The following is a 16,802-nucleotide window of genomic DNA, read 5'->3' on the forward strand; positions in this document are numbered from 1 at the left end:
GCGACAAGCCGGAAAGGGGGTACGCATGACAAGCCTCAGAGAACGTGACGTCACGGCGCGCCCGGACGCGGCACCCACCACCGCGGACCTCATCAAACGACTCTCCGAGGAGGTCTCCCGGCTGGTCCGGGACGAGATCCGCCTGGCCACGCTCGAACTGTCCCGCAAGGGGCGCCGGGCCCGCATGGGCGCCGGCATGTTCGGCGGCGCCGCCGCGTGCGCCCTGTACGGCGCCGGAGCCCTGGTCGCGGCCGTCATCATGCTGCTGGCCACCGTGCTCACGCCCTGGATCGCCGCCGCCGTGGTCGGCGTGGTCCTGCTCGTGGTGGCCGGCGTGCTCGCGCTCGCGGGCAAGGGACAGGTGGGCCGGGCGACGCCGCCGCTTCCCCAGGAGGCCATGAAGAGCATCAGGGCCGATGTCGACGCCGTGAAAGAGGGGGCACACCGATGACCGAGACCGATCCCGCGAACACCTGGCACCGCCCGACCGCGGGCGAGGTGGGCCTGCACCGGCAGGAGCCCGGCACCGCGACCCCCGAGTCGGCGGGGCCGTCGCTCAACGTGCCCGAGGTGCACGCCCCGCCCAAGCCGTACGTCAAGCCCGTGGTCTCCCACGGGGCGGGCGACCCGCTCGCCGGGCTGTCCGGCCCCGCCCGCGCGGCGCACGAGGCGCCGCCCGCCGAGCCCGGGCACGACCGCCCGCCCGCCGGGGAAGGCGTCGCCGAGCGGGACGGGCACCGGCGCGGGGGGACGGAGGAGGAGGCGCTCCGCCAGGACATCGCCCACACCCGCGAGGAGCTCGGGCGCACGGTCGAGGCGCTGGCGCACAAGGTCGACGTCAAGGCCCGGGCACGGCAGCACGCCGTCCGGACCGGGGTGGTGGCCCGCGAGAAGGCCGTGCGGACGGGGGCGGTGGCCCGGGAGAGGGCCACCATGCTGGCCGACCGGCTCCGCGCCGCGGCCACCAACACGGGCGAGCCCAAGGGCCCCGGGCGCACGTACGGCGGGGACGGCGCGGGCGGCCCGGCCGGCGTCGCCGACCGCCTGGTGCACGAGGCGGCGCGCCGCCCGGTGTGGATCATCGCCGCGGGCGCGGTGACCATGGTCGGCGCGGGCTGGGTGAACCTCATGGGCAGGCGCTCGCGGCGCGTAACCGGCCGCCGGGGCGCCGCCGCGTTCCGCCGGTAGGCGGGGACGCTCGTGTTCACGAGCAGGCGGCCCCCGGGCCGCCTGCTCTCACGTGCGCTCAGTCGACCTCGGCGCTGCCCCTGACGCGCAGCTTGCGGCGGGCGCGCTCGTAGAACGTCGTGGTGCCGAGCCGCACCACGCGGCCGGCGCCGCGCAGCGCGGTCACCGTGACGCTGTCGCCGGGGCCCAGGTTGCCGCCGATGGTGCCGTCGACCTCCACGGCGAGCCTGCCGCTGCTGGGAAGCAGGTCGAGCGTCACCTCCTCCTCGGCCGAGAGCACCAGGGCGCGGTTGAACGAGGAGTGCGCGGCGGCCGGGACGACGAGGAACCCCTCCACCATGGGGGAGACCAGCGGGCCTCCCGCCGAGAAGCTGTAGGCGGTCGACCCGGTGGAGGTGGCCACGATCACCGCGTCGGAGGCGTAGCGGACGAACGGGTTGCCGCCCACCGAGATCGACACCGCGGCGAGCCCGTCGCCGGGGATGCGCACCAGCGCGATGTCGTTGAAGGCGGTCACCGCCGGCCCGCAGGAGAGCGTGGCCCGCACGGCCATGCGCGGCTCGATCGTGAAGCGGTGTTCGTCGATGGCCGACAGCGCGGTCGGCAGCTCCTCCACGTCGATCTCGGCCAGGAACCCCAGCTTGCCCAGGTTCACCCCGAGCACCGGAGTGGTGCGCCCGGAGACCAGGCGCATGGTGCGCAGCATGGTGCCGTCCCCGCCCAGGCTGACCAGCAGGTCGGCCGAGTTCACCAGGGTGGCGCTGTCGACCGCCACGGCGCTGCAGTGGATGCGGTCGACCTCGTCGGGGAGGCCGAGCACCGTGTTGCCACGGCCCTGCGCCCACTCGACGATCGTGTCGATGGCCTGCTTGGAGTCGCGCTGCGGGTGGAGTACGAGCCCGACGGTCTTGACCATGCCCATGGCGCAACTGTACGGCGGCCGCGGGACCCGCTCGTGACGGCGCCGGGCTTCGCCGCCCGCGCGGCGGTGGGAACGGGACGGGCATGCCTTCCCGGCGGCCCGCTATAGGTGAGTCATGCTCAATGACGACCGGCCCTTCCATGATGGAAGACCTGCCGTCCACGATATCTGTAGTCGGCGATATGACCGCTCACGCGTGCATATGGTGCTGAGACCAGCTCAGGGTGACGGGGGGCGGCCCGCGGTTCGGCGCGGCGCTGGTGGGCCCACCGATAAAGGTGCGGCCGCCCGAAACCGCGGAGTTACGCCTAGGGGGCGGCAATGTGTCGTGGTGTTCTCCGCGTGGGAGAGGCCGGAAGGCGGGTATATTCTTGAGGAGTTGAACTAAGCCCTGTGAAAGGAGTGCGAGATGGCGACACAGATCCAGACGCTTCTCATCGACGACATCGATGGGGGCGAAGCAAAAGAGACCGTCGTCTTCGCCATTGACGGCACCAGCTACGAGATCGATCTGAACGACAAAAACGCCAGGAATCTCCGTGAGGCCCTTTCGCCTTTCGTGTCCAGCGCCCGCAAGGCCGATGGCGGCGGTGCCGCCCGCGGCCGTAAGCGGGGCGGTGGCCAGCGGCCCTCTCGTGACAAAAGCTCCGAGATCCGGGCGTGGGCCAAGGCGCACGGGCTGAACGTCAGCGAGCGCGGCCGGATCGCCTCGCACATCGTCGCGCAGTACGAAGCGGCTCAGTGAATGAGTAACCCGTCCCACCTCGATTGAGCCGCCCCGACGAGCACGAGATCCGCCGGCCGGATCATCCCAGGGCCGCCTTTGTGGCGGCCGTGCTCGCATCGGGCGGGGTGGCCGCGCCGTCCTTCGGCGCGGGCGCGCCCGCTTCCCGCCGCCGGCGAAGACGGGCCTGGCCAGGGCCGTCACGGCTGTCACGACCGTGCCCGGACCGCCGGCGTCACGAGCCGGCTTTCGGGAAGGTGATGCTGACTTCAGCGAATTTGTCAGCGTGAGCCCTATTCGTTGCCTGCTCGTGTGTTAGCCGCCCCCGGTGGTCACCGGGGTGCCGGCCCGGCGAAATCCCGGCATCGCGGCACACCGTCATCGCCTCCGTCCATTCGGGTGATAACCCCTGCGATGGGGCGCCGATCCGTGCTCGGCTTGAGCCGCCGGGCTTCCGGGCACCCGTATGCGGGCCGGTTCTCGTGGCAATCCCGAAATCTCTGCCCTCCGTGACACTTGACGCGGAGGGCGATCTCCGCGATTATCAGGCCCTCGGCCGCCCGGGAGCCGATCCCGCGCCCCGAAGATCCGCCGTGCGCCACGAGCGCCGGCCGCGACCGGGCGCCCCCAAACTATTGGCCCGTGGCCGAGCATTGCCCGGGCCTATTTCCCCGCAGGGGCCGGTCAATCGCAGGCCGGAGCCCCGGCCGGCGGTGTGCCGGCCATTCGGGCGCCCGCCAATGGCACGCCTTACGTGGCGGCCGATAAGGCAATGCCCTGGCGCCATCGTTTTGCGCCTCATCTCCGACAGAGAGTAGGAATAATACGAGCAGCATTTTGTCACCTTGTGTGAGCAACCTATGGCGGTATGTCGTGACTTTTATCGCCGCCATATGGCCGGGCCCTCGCATCCGGAGCACCGCCGGGGCGGGGGGCGCTTCCGGGGGACGGCGACGGGCGCACCTGCCACGCCCGTGCCGTTCACCGCATGGTTCACACCGTTGGCCGTCGCGCGATTACCGCCGCGAACGTCAAATGGCGATCCATTCGGTGACCACCACGGCGTCGCCGAACCGGCAGCGCAGGCTGAACGGCCCCGCGGGCACCCGCTCGCACACGAAGCGGCCGGCGGCGTCGGCCGTCACCGCGGCCGGGTGGCCCAGCACCTCGATCTCGACCGGCAGGGGAGGGATCACCTGGCCGAGGACGCGGCCGGTGGCGCCGGCGACCGTGACCTCCACGTCGATGGTCACCCAGGGGGTGTGGAAGGTGGCCAGGCGCGGCTGGTCGCCGCCCCGCACGCGCGCGGGCTCGGCCAGCGAGTCGAAGGCCAGGGCGGCCAGCTCGGCGTCCATCGTGCGCAGCGTGAAGGCCTCCACGGCGATCTGGAGCAGCTCAGGCGGCACCGGGTCGATGAGCGCCGCCGCCTGGCGCAGCGCCTCCTCCAGCCGTGCGTCCTCGTCCATGGCCTCCTCGCCCGGCCCGCGGCCGTCCGCCGGGTCCCCGCCGGAGCCCCCGGCGCTCATCGCCGCGCCCGCCCGGCGCTCACCGGACGCCCCGCTCGGCCAGCAGCGCCCTCAGGCGGCGCAGGCAGCGCTGGCGGGTCGGCCCGATGCCGCCGACCGGGATGCCCAGCGCCGCCGACACCTCGGCGTACTGCGGGCGGGGGCTGGCCATCAGCACGCGCAGCAGGCGCCTGCAGGCCTCGCTCAGCTCCTCGAACGCCGCCCACATCACCCGCAGGCGCTCCGCCCGCGCGTCCTCCTCCTCCGACGACAGCAGCGCCTCCTCCGGCGTCCACGGGTCGGGGACGCGCTCGAAGACCTCGGGGTCGCCGGAGGGGGAGACCCGGCGGGCGGCCTGGATGATCTTCAGGCATTCGTGCCGCGCCGTGCTGGCCAGCCATGAGCCCACCTTCCCGGGCTCGCGGACGCGCGTGAGGTTCTGCAGGAGCCGGAACCACGTCGTCTGGAACACCTCGCGCCCGTCGGCGTCCGACAGCCCGTAGGCGCGCACGACCGACCACACGAGGGGGGAGAGCCCTTCGACGAGGGCCTTCCACGCGGCGGCGTCACCGCCCGCGGCGGCCACGAAGACGTCGCCGATCGTCTCACGGTCCACGGGAGATCCCTTACGGCGGGGATCATCATCGTACGCCGCACGGCCCCCCGCGCACGCCCGCTCCGGCGCTCTCCCCCGAGGGGCGGTCTCATGGCTGCGGCGGCGCGGGTAAGGGCGGGAAGGCGGCCACGGGCTGGGCGTCCCACCCGTCGGGGCGCAGGGCGCGCGCCCGCCGTCCCCGCACCGTCACGTGCTCGGAGCGATCCTGGATGAGGTCGCGGGCGGCGGCCCGAGGATCGGACACGTTCTTCTCGAGCATGTAGTTGACGACCATGGCGGCGACGAGCGGTGTGGCGAACGACGTGCCGCTCCAGATGGCCCGCCCGTCGAACTCGGCGGTCGACACCCGCGCGGGCGAGTCGGCGTCCTCGACGCTCAGCCGCCCGACGCGCGGCGGGAATCCGCAGGTGCAGTCGTAGTAGAACGGGCGGGGATCATCGGGGTCGAGCTTGTAGCGGCAGTGGTCGAACGTCGAGTGCTGGTACAGGTACGGGTCGTCGGTGCCGGCGCGGCCGGCGAACGGGCCGACCAGGCGCTCGCCGGGCGCGAACACGCTCACCCAGTCGCCGTGGTTGCTGAAGCACGCGCTGCCGTCGCCGTCGGCGCGCAGCGCGCCCACCGACAGCACGCCGGCGCGGTGCGGGGTGAGGGTGTGCGCCGCGGGCCAGAACGGCACGTCGGAGCCGTTGTTGCCGGCGGCGGCCACGAGCAGCGTGCCCTCCCTGACGTCCAGCTCCCGCATGAAGTCCTCCAGGCCCATCAGCGGCCCGCCGTCGTCGCTCTCGGTGCCGGCCGAAAGGCTGATCACGGCCGGCCAGTCGGGCCCCAGGGCGTCCAGCAGCGTCTGGCCGAAGTCGTCCTCCAGGATGGACCCCGCGTCGTTGAGCGCGGCCGACACCCGCACCCGCGCGGACGGCGCCACGGCGACCAGCAGCCCGGCGATGAACGTGCCGTGCCCGGCGTACATCGGGATGTGGCCGTCGGCGAAGGCGGGCTTGTTGAACCCCTCCGCCCTGACGTGCGCCATCCACGGATGCTCGGTCTCGAACCCCTGCAGCAGCCCGGTGTCGATGATCATCACTTCGACGCCGGAGAGCGCGGCGCCCGTCATGGACGGGCGCGGGTGCAGGTCGGCGTCGGTCGGCGCCGGCTCGTCGGAGGGGCAGGAGTTCACCACCCCGGGGGTGATGGCGACGACGTTGTTGCGGCTGAGCATCCGCCGCCCGTTGCGCGTCTCCATCTCCCGCAGTTTGCCGAGGGTCTCGGTCACCCCGCCGTCACGCGAGTCGGACAGGGAGGGGTCGACGACCTCGATCCGCACCAGGCCCGCCCGCGCCTCGCTCTCGTGCGGCACCCGCACGGACTCGGTCCGCCCCACGTTGACCGCGGGGACGACGTCGGGCAGCTCCTCCACGCGGGCCAGCACGTGGCCGCTCTGGTAGATGTACCTGGGGTCGTCGTCGTGCGGGCCCGCGACCAGCTCCACGCCCCCCATCGCCTCGGAGATGAGCCTCATCTGTTCCCTGAACCGGTCGAGCGCCATCGCAGCTCCCCTTCGAGCGGTGGTCGGTGCATGTCTTCGCCCGTAAGAGCCGGATGACGCTCGGCTGATACACGTGGACGCCCCCGAGCCCCACGTTTAGCATCTCGTGCGTGGGTGGGGGAAGCGCACCGGTGCGCGAGAGGGCGGGGTCGGCCGCCGACCTGCTCCCCATGGTGTTCGCGCGCCCCGCCGAGGCGCTGGCCCGGGCCCGGGCGCTGCTGTCCTCGGCGCCCCCGCCGCACGACGCCTCCGTCGCCCACCAGGTGATCGGCATCTGGGAGCGCGACTTCGGCGACCTCACCGTCGCCATCGGCCACCTGCGGCGGGCCCGCTCGCTCGCCCGCCGGAGCGGCTCGCCCGACCGGGAGGCCGACGCGCTCGCCGCCCTCGGCGTCGCCGTCGTCCACGCCGGCCGCACCGCCGAGGGGCTGGCCTGCCTGGACGCCGCGGCGGTGCGCGGCGACTCCCTGACGGCGGCCCGCGTGCTGTTCCGGCGCGGGCGCGTCCTGTGGATCCTCGGCCGCCACCGGGAGGCGCTGGACGACCTGCGACGCGCCGTCCCGGTGCTGCGGGCGGCCGGCGACACGATCTGGACCGCGCGCGCCCTGACCCTGCGCGGGCTGGTGCACCTTTCCTTCGGCGCCATCGAGCAGGTCGACCTCGACTTCTCCGCCGCCGAGCGGCTGTGGGAGCTCACCGAGCAGGACCACGACCGCGTCCTGGCCGTCTGGAACCGCGGCTCGGTGGCGTACCGCGCCGGCGACCTGCCCGCCGCCCTGCGCCACTACGACGAGGTGGCCATCCGGCTCGGCGCCCTCGGCACCCCCGCGCTGGCCCTGTACATCGACCGGTGCGCGGTGCTGCTCGCGGCGGGGCTGGCCGAAGAGGCGCTCCAGGAGGCCGACCGGGCGGCGGCCCTGATCGACCAGACGCGCGGGCAGGCGACGGTGAAGGCCGAGCTGGTGCTCGTCGCCGCCCAGTCGGCGATGGCCGCGGGCGACCCAGGCACCGCGGTCGCGCGCGCCCTCACCGCCCTGCGGCTGTTCACCAGCCAGCGCCGTGGCTGGTGGGAGGCCCACGCCCGGCTCGTGCTGTTCCAGGCCCGCGTCGCCGGCGGCCGGGTCTCCGGGCGCATGGTGGGCGACATCGCGGTGCTCGCCGCCCGCCTGGCCCGGCTCGGCTCGCCGGAGACCGTCCAGGCGTCCCTGCTCGCCGGCCGCGCCGCCCTGGCCCTGGGCTGGGCGTCCGACGCCGACCGGCACCTGGCCGCGGCGGCCTCCGGACGCCACCGGGGCCCGGCCCCGGCCCGCGCCGACGGCTGGCTGGCCGAGGCGCTGCGCGCCGCCGCCGCCGGCCGCGCCCGCACGGTGTTCCACGCCTGCCGCAGCGGCCTGGACGCGCTGGACGAGCACCGGCTGACCCTGGGCGCCTCCGAGCTGCGGGCGCGGGCCACGGCGCAGGGCGCCGAGCTGGCCGCCGTCGCCCAGCGCGCCGCCCTGCGCTCCGGCGACCCCCGGCGGCTGCTGGTGTGGAGCGAGCGGTGGCGGGCGACCGCGCTGGCCGTCCCGCCGTCCCGCCCGCCGGTCGACCAGGACGTGCTCCGGGACACCACCGCGTACCGCGAGATCACCGGCCGGGTCGAGGCGGCCCGGTCCGAGGGGCGGCCCGCCCCGGCGCTGGAGCGCGAGCAGCGGCGGCTGGAGCGGGCGATCCGCGCGCGGACGCTCCGCTCGCGCGGCGAGGGCACCGCCGAAGGCCGGCCCTTCGACCCGCGCGCGCTCCTGGAGGAGCTCGGCGACGGCTGGCTCGTCGAGATCGTCGACGTCGACGGCGACGTCCACGTGCTGCTGTGCGGCAGGGGCAGGGTCCGCCGCTTCCAGGCCGGCCGGGTGGCCGACGCCGCCGGCGAGATCGAGCACCTGCGGGCGGGTTTGCGCCGCCTGGCCTACGAGCCCGCCCCCGCCGGGCCGGCGGCGCGGCCGTCCGGCCCGGCGGCCGCGCGGCTGCTGGCGCTGGAGGCCGGGGCGCGCCGGCTCCAGGAGACGCTGCTGGGCCCCGCCGTGCGCCACCTGGGGCCGGGCGCGGTGGTGATGGTCCCGCCGGGCCGGCTGCACGGGGTGCCGTGGGCGGCGCTCCCGGCGCTGCGCGACCGCGTGCTCGGCGTCTCGCCGTCGGCGCGCGCCTGGCTGCGGGCCAAGCGGGTGCCGGCCCCGGCCGGGGGCGGCGTCGTGCTCGTGCGCGGGCCCGGCCTCGCCACCGGTGGCGGCGAGGTCCCCTCCCTGGCCGGCGCGTACCCGGCGGCGACCGTGCTGCGCGACGGCACCGCCACCGTCTCGGCCGTGCTCGCGGCCGTCGACGGGGCTCCGCTCGCGCACATCGCCGCGCACGGGGACTTCCGCGCCGACAGCCCGATGTTCTCCTCGCTGCGCATGGACGACGGCAGGCTCACCGTGCACGACGTCGAAGGGCTGGGCCGCGCCCCGTACCGCATCGTCCTGCCGAGCTGCGACTCCGGCCGCCTCGCGCCGGTGGGAGCCGACGAGCTGCTCGGCCTGGCCGCCGCGCTGCTGCCCCTGGGCACCGCGGGGATCGTGGCCAGTCTCGTGCCGGTCAGCGACGAGGCGGTGGTGCCGCTGATGCTGTCCCTGCACGACGGGCTGCGCGCCGGCCTGGGCATGGCCGAGGCGCTGCGCGACGCCAGGCGCGCGCTGCCCGGCGATCCCGGCCACCAGGCCACCGGCTGGTCGTTCACCGCCATCGGCGCGGCCTGAGCGCACCGGCGCGCTCTGCCCGGGGCCGCGCGCCGGAAGATGGGTAGCGCCTTACTCATGCGCGCGCGGCGCCGGCTTCCCAGCCTTGTCGGTACATCGACAGGAGGCCGAAGATGAGCATGACCTACGACGGCGAGCACACCCGGTACTGCGAGCTGGCGGCCCAGTCCGTACTGACCCCGGCCGACGGGCTGGGCGGCAGGCGACTGGCGGCCCTCGTCTCGGGACGGCTGAAGTGGCTGAACGGCACCGTGCTGCACTACTACTTCTTCGACCGCGAGACCGACGGCTCCATGGTCCAGATCAGCGACGGGCCGTCCAGGTTCGTCTCCTGGGTGGGCGACGAGGCGCAGCGCGAGGCCGTCCGCCAGGCGTTCCGCCAATGGAAGGAGGTCGGCATCGGCCTGGAGTTCACCGAGGTCGCCGACCGCGACGAGGCCGAGATCCGCATCGGGTTCATGCGCGGCGACGGCTCGTGGTCCTACCTCGGGCGCGACGCGCTGGGCATCCCCACCGGCGAGCGCACGGTCAACTTCGGCTGGCCGCTGACCACCGCCCACGGGCGCGCGACGGCGCTGCACGAGCTCGGGCACGTCCTCGGCATGCCCCACGAGCACCAGAGCCCGTTCGCCGGCATCGTGTGGGACGAGGAGGCGGTCTACCGCGAGCTGGCCGGCCCGCCCAACATGTGGTCCCGGCAGAAGACCTTCCACAACATCATCCGCAAGCTCGACCCGGCGGAGGTCGACGGCTCGCCGTGGGACTTCCAGTCGATCATGGAGTACGAGTTCGGGGAGGGGATGATCCTGGAGCCCGAGGAGTTCCGCAAGGGCCTGGTCCCCCCGGGCACGCTCTCCCGGCTCGACGCCGAGTTCGCGCGCCGCTGGTACCCCGCGACCGGCCCCGCGGGGCCGGTCCGGCTGTCGGCGTTCACCTCCGTCCCGCTCGACCTGGGGCCCGGCGAGCAGGCCGACCACCTGATCGTCCCCGAGGGCACCCGCGACTACACCGTCGCCACGTTCGGCCAGAGCGACACCGTGCTCGGGCTGTTCGAGGAGATCGACGGCGAGCCCCGTTTCATGGAGGCCGACGACGACGGCGGACGGCCGCGCAACTCCTCGGTCACCGCCCATCTGGTGAAGGGCCGCCGGTACGTCGTGCGCGTGCGCCTGTACTCGGCCCGAGGGTCGGGACAGGCCGCGCTCATGTACTGGTGAGGCCGCGCCGTCCCCGTGACGCCGGGTCAGGTGCCCGTCAACTCCTGCCCAAGTGCGTGTGACATCCAGGTAGCCGTGGGGGGATATGGGTAGCCATCCGAGCAGTTGTCCATCAAGGGGGAGATGGCATGAAGCGTGCTGTCATGGGGGCGGTGACGCTCGGCGGGATCGGCATGGGGACGATGCGGTGGCTCGCGTCGCGCCGGACCAAGGAGAAGGCCTACCGCGAGGCGAGCAGGTGGTTGATGGTCACCGTCAACCGGCGGCCCGAGGAGGTGGTGCCGGAGGGGCGCCTGCCCGAGCCGCTGGCCAGGCTCGGGGACACGATCGAGGTGATGGTGCGCGAGGCGCCGGGCGACCGGGGCACCGAGCTGGGCGCCCGGCCGCTGGCCCCGGTGCCCTCGGGGGCCGAGGAGGTCATGGCCCGGCTCGGCGGCACCGATCCGCGCCAGGCGGTGCGGCGGGCGCTGCGCGAGTCGAAGTGCCTGATCGAGACCGGTGAGGTGCTGCGGTCGTCGAGCGTCTCGGGGACGAGGCGGCCGACTCCGGCGGGCGCGCTGGTGGACATGGCCGCGCGGCGCGCGGGCGGGGAGGGACGGCTGTGAAGGCACTGTGCTGGCAGGGTGTGAACGAGCTGATGGTCGAGCGTGTGCCCGACCCCGGCATCGTCAACGACCAGGACATCATCGTCCGGGTGCGGCTCACGACCACGTGCGGGTCCGACCTGCACCTGCTCGGCGGGTACATCCCGGCCATGCGCTCGGGCGACGTCATCGGGCACGAGTTCCTCGGCGAGGTCGTCGAGGTCGGCTCGCAGGTGCGCACGCACAAGATCGGCGACAGGGTGGTGGTGTGCTCGATCATCGGCTGCGGGCGGTGCTGGCAGTGCGAGCACGGCATGTGGTCGCTGTGCGAGAACAGCAACACCAAACCGGGCATCACCGACATGATGTGGGGCGGCGACACGGCGGGCATCTTCGGCTACTCCCACGCGATGGGCGGTTACCAGGGCAGCCACGCCGAGTACGTCCGGGTGCCGTTCGGCGACCAGACCGCCTTCGCCGTGCCCGACGGGGTCGACGACATGAACGCCCTGTTCGTCTCGGACTCGGCGCCCACGGGCTGGATGGGCGCCGAGATGGGCGGAGTCCGCCCCGGAGACGTGGTGGCGGTGTGGGGGTGCGGGGCGGTCGGGCAGATGGCGGCGCGCGCGGCGATGCTGCTCGGCGCCGAGCGGGTCATCGCGATCGACCACCTCCCCGAGCGCATGGCCATGACCGAGCGCCACATCGGCGCCGAGACGCTCGACTACACCCGCACCGACATCTACGCCGAGCTGAAGGAGCGGACCGGCGGCCGGGGGCCGGACGTGTGCATCGAGGCGGTCGGCATGGAGGCCGACGGTCCCGGCGCTCTCGGCCTCTACGACAGGGCCAAGCAGCGGGTCAGGATGCAGACCGATCGGCCCACCGCCGTGCGGGAGGCGATCCACGCCTGCCGCAAGGGAGGGTCGGTCTTCGTCCTGGGGGTGTTCGCCGGGATGGTGGACAAGTTCCCGCTCGGCGCCCTGATGAACAAGGGCCTGACGCTGCGCGGAGCCCAGCAGCACGGCCAGCGCTTCATCCCGAGGCTGCTGGACCTGGTGGAGCAGGGGGAGCTGCGCACGGCGCACCTCGCCACGCACACCATGTCCCTCGACGACGCGCCGATGGGCTACGACATGTTCAAGAACAAGAAGGACGGCTGCGTGCGGGCGGTGTTCCGCCCCTGGGTGTAGGCGGGGCCGCGCGGCGGTCAGCCCGGCGGTCGCGGGCCGCCGGGGGGCAGGAGGCGCCGTGTCGCCTCCAGCTCCCTGGTGAGCGCTTCGACCTGCCGTTCCAGCTCCAGGATGCGGCGGATGGCGATCAGCGTCATGCCCTCGTCGGACAGTTCGACGACGTACTGCACGCGCGTGATGTCGTCGCGGGAGTAGCGGCGCTGGCCTCCGGCGGACCGGTGCGGGCGGACCACCTCGAACTCGTCCAGGCGGCGCAGGAAGGCCTGCTGCACCCGGAGCATGTCGGCGACCTGGCCCAGGGAGTACAGCGGGGCGAGGTGGTCGTCGATGGGCAGTCGGGCCATGTGTGCCTCCAAACGGACGGGCCGGCGCCGCGTCAGGCGGCGCCGGCCCGTGGCGTGCGTCAGGCGCGGATCGCCCTGGTGTCGCCACGCTGGATCTCGACCTTGCGGGGGCGGGCCTTCTCCAGCACCGGGATGCGTAGCTGTAGCACCCCGTTGTGGTAGGCCGCGTCGACGTGCTCGCTGTCGAGGTGCTCGGACAGGTAGACGCGCCGGGTGAAGGCGCCCATGACACGCTCGCGGACGAACACCCGGTCGTCCTCGCCGAACTCCTCCTCGCGGCGGGCGCTGACCGACAGCACGCCGCGGTCGACCGTGACCTCGATCGAGTCGGGGTCGGCGCCCGGCAGGTCGAAGCGGAGCACGACGTCGTCCTTGCGGCGGATTCCGTCCAGCGGCATGACCGCGCTCGCGCCTCCCTCGCCGCCGCTGAGGGCCCTGCGGGTCAGGCGGTCGAACTGGCGCTCGAACTCCTGGACAAAGGGATCGACCGACGTCAACAGCATTTGGGGAACCTCCTTGCTGCTCGGTGGTGAGGAAATCTCTAAGTTCAGTTGTAGGTTAGCTCGCTCTGCGCCTGGATGCAACCCCTTGGCGGAAACCGAGGTTCCCTCGGCGTGGCGGTCCGGGCGTGACGGGCCGGCCGAAGGTCCCTCCCCGGCGGGGACCTTCGGCGCTGACGGCCTGGCGCGCCGGGAGGGATGCTGGAGGCGGGGAGCGAGGAGGCGATCGACGATGACGCTCGGGAACTTCGCGCGGGGATCGGGCGGCCGGGTCCCACCGGCCGGGGACGGCGGGGGAGCGGGCCTGGCCGGCGCTCCGGCCCCGCCGCCGCGCGGGGGCGCGCGATGACCGGGCGGGTCGTCGTCGGCGTCGACGGCTCCCCCTCGGCGGCGGCCGCGGTGGCCTGGGCCGCCGACGACGCCGGGCGCCGGGGGGCCCGGCTGAGGATCGTGCACGTGCGGGAGCCGTGGACGTACGACTTCCCGCTGAAGGCGGCGCCGGACTCCGAGGACTCGGTGCCCTCGTACTGGCACGACGCGCTGGCCGCCGCCGTGGCGTGGGTGCACGGCAACGCGCCGGGGGTGGAGGTCAGCGCCGCGCTGGTCACCGGCGCCGTGGCCGAGAGGCTCACCACCGAGGCCGAGGACGCCGACGAGCTGATCCTCGGCAGCAGGGGGCTCGGCGGCATCGCGGGCCTGGTGCTCGGCTCGGTCGGCAGGTCGGTCGCCGGGCACGCCGCCGCGCCCGTGGTGGTCGTGCGCGGCCCGGCCTCCACCTGTCACGGCGAGGTGGTCGTCGGCTACGACGGCTCCGAGACGGCCGACGCCGCCATGGAGTTCGGCATGCGGGAGGCGGGGCTGCGCGGGGCGCTGCTGCGCGCCGTCCACGCCTGGCCGGTGCCGCCGTTCCCGCCCTTCGCCGCCGCCTACGCCGGGGGAGCGCAGCAGGCCCTGGCCCAGGTGTCCCGGGGGGTGCGCGATCGCCTGCTGTCCTGGCAGGAGCGCCACCCCGACGTGCCGGTGGCGGCCCGGACGGTCCGGGGCCACCCGGTCTCGGCCCTGGCGGACGCCTCGCGGACGGCGGACCTGGTCGTGGTCGGTTCGCGGGCGCTCGACTCGGGCCCGCCCGTGCTCGGCCCGGTGGGCCAGGGGGTGCTGCGGCACGCCCGCTCGCCGGTCGCCGTCGTCCGGCCCCGGCGCACCCCCGATGGAGGGCCATCCACCTAATAATTACCGAATGTGGCATTAATCCGTTATGTACGGGTTCGTCCCGGTTGTGCGGTGGGACACTCCTTGTATGGCGGATGTCGAACCGCGCTCGCTCATGCCGCACATGCGCCTGGACGAGCTGCTGTCCGAGCTGCGGATCCGGCTGGAGACCGTGCTGGCGACCCGCGACCGGATCCGGGCGCTGCTCGAGGCCGTCGTCGCGGTGGGCGGCTGCCTCGACCTGGAGACGATGCTGCGCCGCATCGTCGAGACCGCCACCACCCTGGTGGACGCCTCCTACGGCGCGCTCGGGCTCATCGGCGAGGGCGACACGCTGATCCAGTTCGTGCCCGTCGGGCTGAGCGAGCAGGAGATCGCCGCCATCGAGCACTGGCCCCACGGGCTCGGCCTGCTCGGCCTGCTCATCAAGGAGCCCAAGACGCTGCGCCTGCACCGCATCACCGACCACCGGGAGTCCTACGGCTTCCCGCCGGGACACCCGCCCATGGGCTCCTTCCTCGGCGTCCCCATCAGGGTGCGCGACGAGGTCTTCGGCAACCTCTACCTCACCGAGAAGCGCGGCGGCGGCGACTTCGAGGAGGAGGACGAGGCCATCGTCGTCGCCCTCGCCACCGCCGCGGGCGTCGCGATCGAGAACGCCCGCCTGTACGAGGAGAGCCGCAGGCGCGAGGCGTGGCTCCAGGCGTCCTCGGAGGTCACCACCAGTCTGCTGTCGGGCGCCGGCTCCCAGGAGGTGCTCGCCCTGCTGGCCCGCCGGGCTCGCGAGATGGGCGACGCCGACGTGGCCGCCGTGCTGCTGCCCACCCTGGACGGCGACAAGCTGCGTGTCGTCATCGCGCACGGCGCCGACGGGATCATCTCCGACGGCGAGAAGGCGGTGGAGGCGGCGGCCGGGTCGCTGCCCGGCCGGGCCTTCGCTGAAGGGCTGCCGGTCGTGGTCACCGGTCTGCCCGAGACCGAGGCGCTGGCCGCGGTCGCCGGCGAGGTGCCGGTCGGCCCCGCCCTGGCGGTCCCGCTCGGGGCCGCCGACGCGGTGCGCGGCGTGCTGGCCCTGTGCAAGCGGTCGGGGCGCACCCCCTTCAGCCAGTCGCAGGTGCGCGTGCTGCACTCGTTCGCCGGGCAGGCCTCCGTCGCGCTGGAGCTGGCCGAGGCCCGCAGGGACGCCGAGCGGCTCGGCCTGCTGGAGGACCGCGACCGCATCGCCAAGGACCTGCACGACGTGGTCATCCAGCGGCTGTTCGCGGCCGCCATGACGCTCATGAGCGCCGAGCGCCTGGTCGAGCGGCCCGAGGCGTCCTCCCGCGTCAGGCACGCGATCGACGAGCTGGACGGCACCATACGCCAGATCCGCTCCACCATCTTCGCCCTCCAGGCGCCCCGGGACGCCGGGGACCCAAGCCTGCGCGGCCTGGTCGCCGAGCTGGTGGAGGGCTCGCGCGGCCACCTCGGCTTCATGCCCGGCCTGCGCATGGACGGGCCGCTGGACAGCGGCGTCCCGCCCGCGCTCGCCGGCCACCTGCTCGCCGTGCTGCGCGAGGCGCTGTCCAACGTGGTGCGGCACGCCAGGGCCTCCAGGGCCGACGTCACGGTCGAGGTGGCGGACGGCTGGCTGTGCCTGACCGTCCGGGACGACGGCGTCGGGCTGCCCCCGGGCGCGCGGCGCAGCGGCCTGCGCAACCTCCAGGACCGCGCCGACCGCCTCGGCGGCGCGTTCACGGCGTCCGGGCGCGAGGGCGGCGGCACGTGCGTCCACTGGCGGGTCCCGCTCGGAGGGTGAGCCGGTAGGCGGCGCGGGGCCCCCGTCAGGGCCGGTGGACGGCCCCGAGCCGCGCGGCCAGGGCCGCGGCCTGCGTGCGGCGCCGCATGTCGAGCTTGGCCAGCAGGTTGGACACGTAGTTCTTCACGGTCTTCTCTGCCAGGAACAGGCGCTCGCCGATCTGCCGGTTGGTCAGCCCCTCCCCGATCAGCTCCAGGATGTGCCGCTCCTGCCCGGTCAGCACGGCCAGCGGATCGCGCCTGGCCGCCTGGTCGCGCAGCCGCCGGAGCAGGGAGGCGGTGGTGGCCGGGTCGAGCAGGCACCGCCCGCCGGCGGCCGTCCGCACGGCGCCCACCAGGTCGGAGCCGTGGATCTGCTTGAGCACGTAGCCGGCGGCCCCCGCCATGACCGCGCCGAACAGCGCGTCGTCGTCGGCGAAGGACGTGAGCATCAGGCACGACAGCCCCGGGGTGCGCGACAGCACCTCGCGGCACACCTCGACCCCGTCGCCGTCGGGCAGGCGCACGTCCAGGACGGCGACGTCGGGCTTGAGCGCGGGGATGCGGGCCAGCGCCTGCCCGGCGGTCCCGGCCTCGCCGGCGATCTCGATGTCGCCCTCGGCCTCCAGCAGCGAGGCCACCCCGCGCCGCACGATCTCGTGGTCGTCCAGCAGGAAGACCCGGATCACCTCGGCGGCCCCGGGCCTCGG

General features: G+C 74.2%; 16 protein-coding genes. 9 read left to right on the plus strand and 7 right to left on the minus strand.

Annotated features, from left to right (window positions below; all coding sequences use genetic code 11):
• Positions 1 to 25 precede the first annotated feature (25 nt).
• Both PYR91_RS18140 and PYR91_RS18145 read left to right on the plus strand, forming a co-directional pair.
• The gene (locus tag PYR91_RS18140; RefSeq protein ID WP_279781050.1) at positions 26 to 451 is read left to right on the plus strand and encodes a phage holin family protein; all 426 of its coding nucleotides are present in this window, start codon (positions 26 to 28) and stop codon (positions 449 to 451) included.
• A complete protein-coding gene (locus PYR91_RS18145) occupies positions 448 to 1,188 on the plus strand; it encodes a DUF3618 domain-containing protein (protein ID WP_279781051.1) in 741 nt (246 codons plus the stop codon). Before PYR91_RS18140 ends, PYR91_RS18145 begins: the two co-directional genes overlap by 4 nt.
• Positions 1,189 to 1,246: 58 nt before the next feature.
• Here the strand turns inward: PYR91_RS18145 and PYR91_RS18150 are convergent, their stop codons facing one another.
• Complete coding sequence (locus tag PYR91_RS18150; RefSeq protein ID WP_279781052.1) at positions 1,247 to 2,110, minus strand: NAD(+)/NADH kinase; 864 nt, start codon at positions 2,108 to 2,110, stop codon at positions 1,247 to 1,249.
• 409 nt (positions 2,111 to 2,519) lie between these two features.
• On the opposite strand from PYR91_RS18150, the gene PYR91_RS18155 reads away from it, so the two are divergent.
• A complete protein-coding gene (locus PYR91_RS18155; protein WP_279781053.1) occupies positions 2,520 to 2,855 on the plus strand; it encodes an Lsr2 family protein in 336 nt (111 codons plus the stop codon).
• A gap of 1,010 nt (positions 2,856 to 3,865) precedes the next feature.
• On the opposite strand, the gene PYR91_RS18160 is transcribed toward PYR91_RS18155, so the two are convergent.
• The 3 genes from PYR91_RS18160 to PYR91_RS18170 all read right to left on the minus strand — a co-directional run bounded on the left by PYR91_RS18160 (position 3,866) and on the right by PYR91_RS18170 (position 6,498).
• Positions 3,866 to 4,300, minus strand: a complete 435-nt coding sequence (locus PYR91_RS18160; protein ID WP_279781054.1) for a hypothetical protein — start codon at positions 4,298 to 4,300, stop codon at positions 3,866 to 3,868.
• Between the two features lie 79 nt (positions 4,301 to 4,379).
• Positions 4,380 to 4,955, minus strand: coding sequence for a sigma-70 family RNA polymerase sigma factor (locus PYR91_RS18165; RefSeq protein WP_279781055.1), 576 nt, complete (start codon positions 4,953 to 4,955; stop codon positions 4,380 to 4,382).
• Positions 4,956 to 5,043: 88 nt separating this feature from the next.
• The gene (locus tag PYR91_RS18170; protein ID WP_279781056.1) at positions 5,044 to 6,498 is read right to left on the minus strand and encodes a S8/S53 family peptidase; all 1,455 of its coding nucleotides are present in this window, start codon (positions 6,496 to 6,498) and stop codon (positions 5,044 to 5,046) included.
• Positions 6,499 to 6,608: 110 nt separating this feature from the next.
• Here PYR91_RS18170 and PYR91_RS18175 point away from each other — a divergent pair, with 110 nt between their 5' ends.
• The 4 genes from PYR91_RS18175 (at position 6,609) to PYR91_RS18190 (ending at position 12,263) form a co-directional block, all read left to right on the plus strand.
• Entirely contained in the window at positions 6,609 to 9,269 is a 2,661-nt protein-coding gene (locus PYR91_RS18175; RefSeq protein WP_279781057.1) for a CHAT domain-containing tetratricopeptide repeat protein, read from the plus strand.
• Between the two features lie 113 nt (positions 9,270 to 9,382).
• Positions 9,383 to 10,486: a M12 family metallopeptidase gene (locus PYR91_RS18180; protein WP_279781058.1), complete on the plus strand. Its 1,104-nt coding sequence runs from the start codon at positions 9,383 to 9,385 to the stop codon at positions 10,484 to 10,486.
• A 128-nt stretch (positions 10,487 to 10,614) separates the two neighbouring features.
• The gene (locus PYR91_RS18185; protein WP_279781059.1) at positions 10,615 to 11,091 is read left to right on the plus strand and encodes a hypothetical protein; all 477 of its coding nucleotides are present in this window, start codon (positions 10,615 to 10,617) and stop codon (positions 11,089 to 11,091) included.
• A complete protein-coding gene (locus PYR91_RS18190; RefSeq protein ID WP_279781060.1) occupies positions 11,088 to 12,263 on the plus strand; it encodes a glutathione-dependent formaldehyde dehydrogenase in 1,176 nt (391 codons plus the stop codon). Before PYR91_RS18185 ends, PYR91_RS18190 begins: the two co-directional genes overlap by 4 nt.
• Positions 12,264 to 12,280: 17 nt before the next feature.
• Here PYR91_RS18190 and PYR91_RS18195 read toward each other — a convergent pair whose 3' ends face one another.
• Both PYR91_RS18195 and PYR91_RS18200 read right to left on the minus strand, forming a co-directional pair.
• Entirely contained in the window at positions 12,281 to 12,607 is a 327-nt protein-coding gene (locus PYR91_RS18195; protein ID WP_279781061.1) for a MerR family transcriptional regulator, read from the minus strand.
• Positions 12,608 to 12,666: 59 nt separating this feature from the next.
• On the minus strand, positions 12,667 to 13,110 hold the full coding sequence (locus tag PYR91_RS18200) for an Hsp20/alpha crystallin family protein (protein ID WP_279781062.1): 444 nt from the start codon (positions 13,108 to 13,110) through the stop codon (positions 12,667 to 12,669).
• Positions 13,111 to 13,452: 342 nt separating this feature from the next.
• Here PYR91_RS18200 and PYR91_RS18205 point away from each other — a divergent pair, with 342 nt between their 5' ends.
• Positions 13,453 to 14,334: a universal stress protein gene (locus PYR91_RS18205; protein WP_279781063.1), complete on the plus strand. Its 882-nt coding sequence runs from the start codon at positions 13,453 to 13,455 to the stop codon at positions 14,332 to 14,334.
• A gap of 70 nt (positions 14,335 to 14,404) precedes the next feature.
• Positions 14,405 to 16,114: a GAF domain-containing protein gene (locus PYR91_RS18210; protein WP_279781064.1), complete on the plus strand. Its 1,710-nt coding sequence runs from the start codon at positions 14,405 to 14,407 to the stop codon at positions 16,112 to 16,114.
• Between the two features lie 25 nt (positions 16,115 to 16,139).
• Here the strand turns inward: PYR91_RS18210 and PYR91_RS18215 are convergent, their stop codons facing one another.
• Entirely contained in the window at positions 16,140 to 16,781 is a 642-nt protein-coding gene (locus PYR91_RS18215; protein WP_279781065.1) for a response regulator transcription factor, read from the minus strand.
• Positions 16,782 to 16,802 lie beyond the last annotated feature (21 nt).

Source organism: Sphaerisporangium sp. TRM90804, from assembly GCF_029846175.1.
Taxonomy (GTDB): domain Bacteria; phylum Actinomycetota; class Actinomycetes; order Streptosporangiales; family Streptosporangiaceae; genus Sphaerisporangium.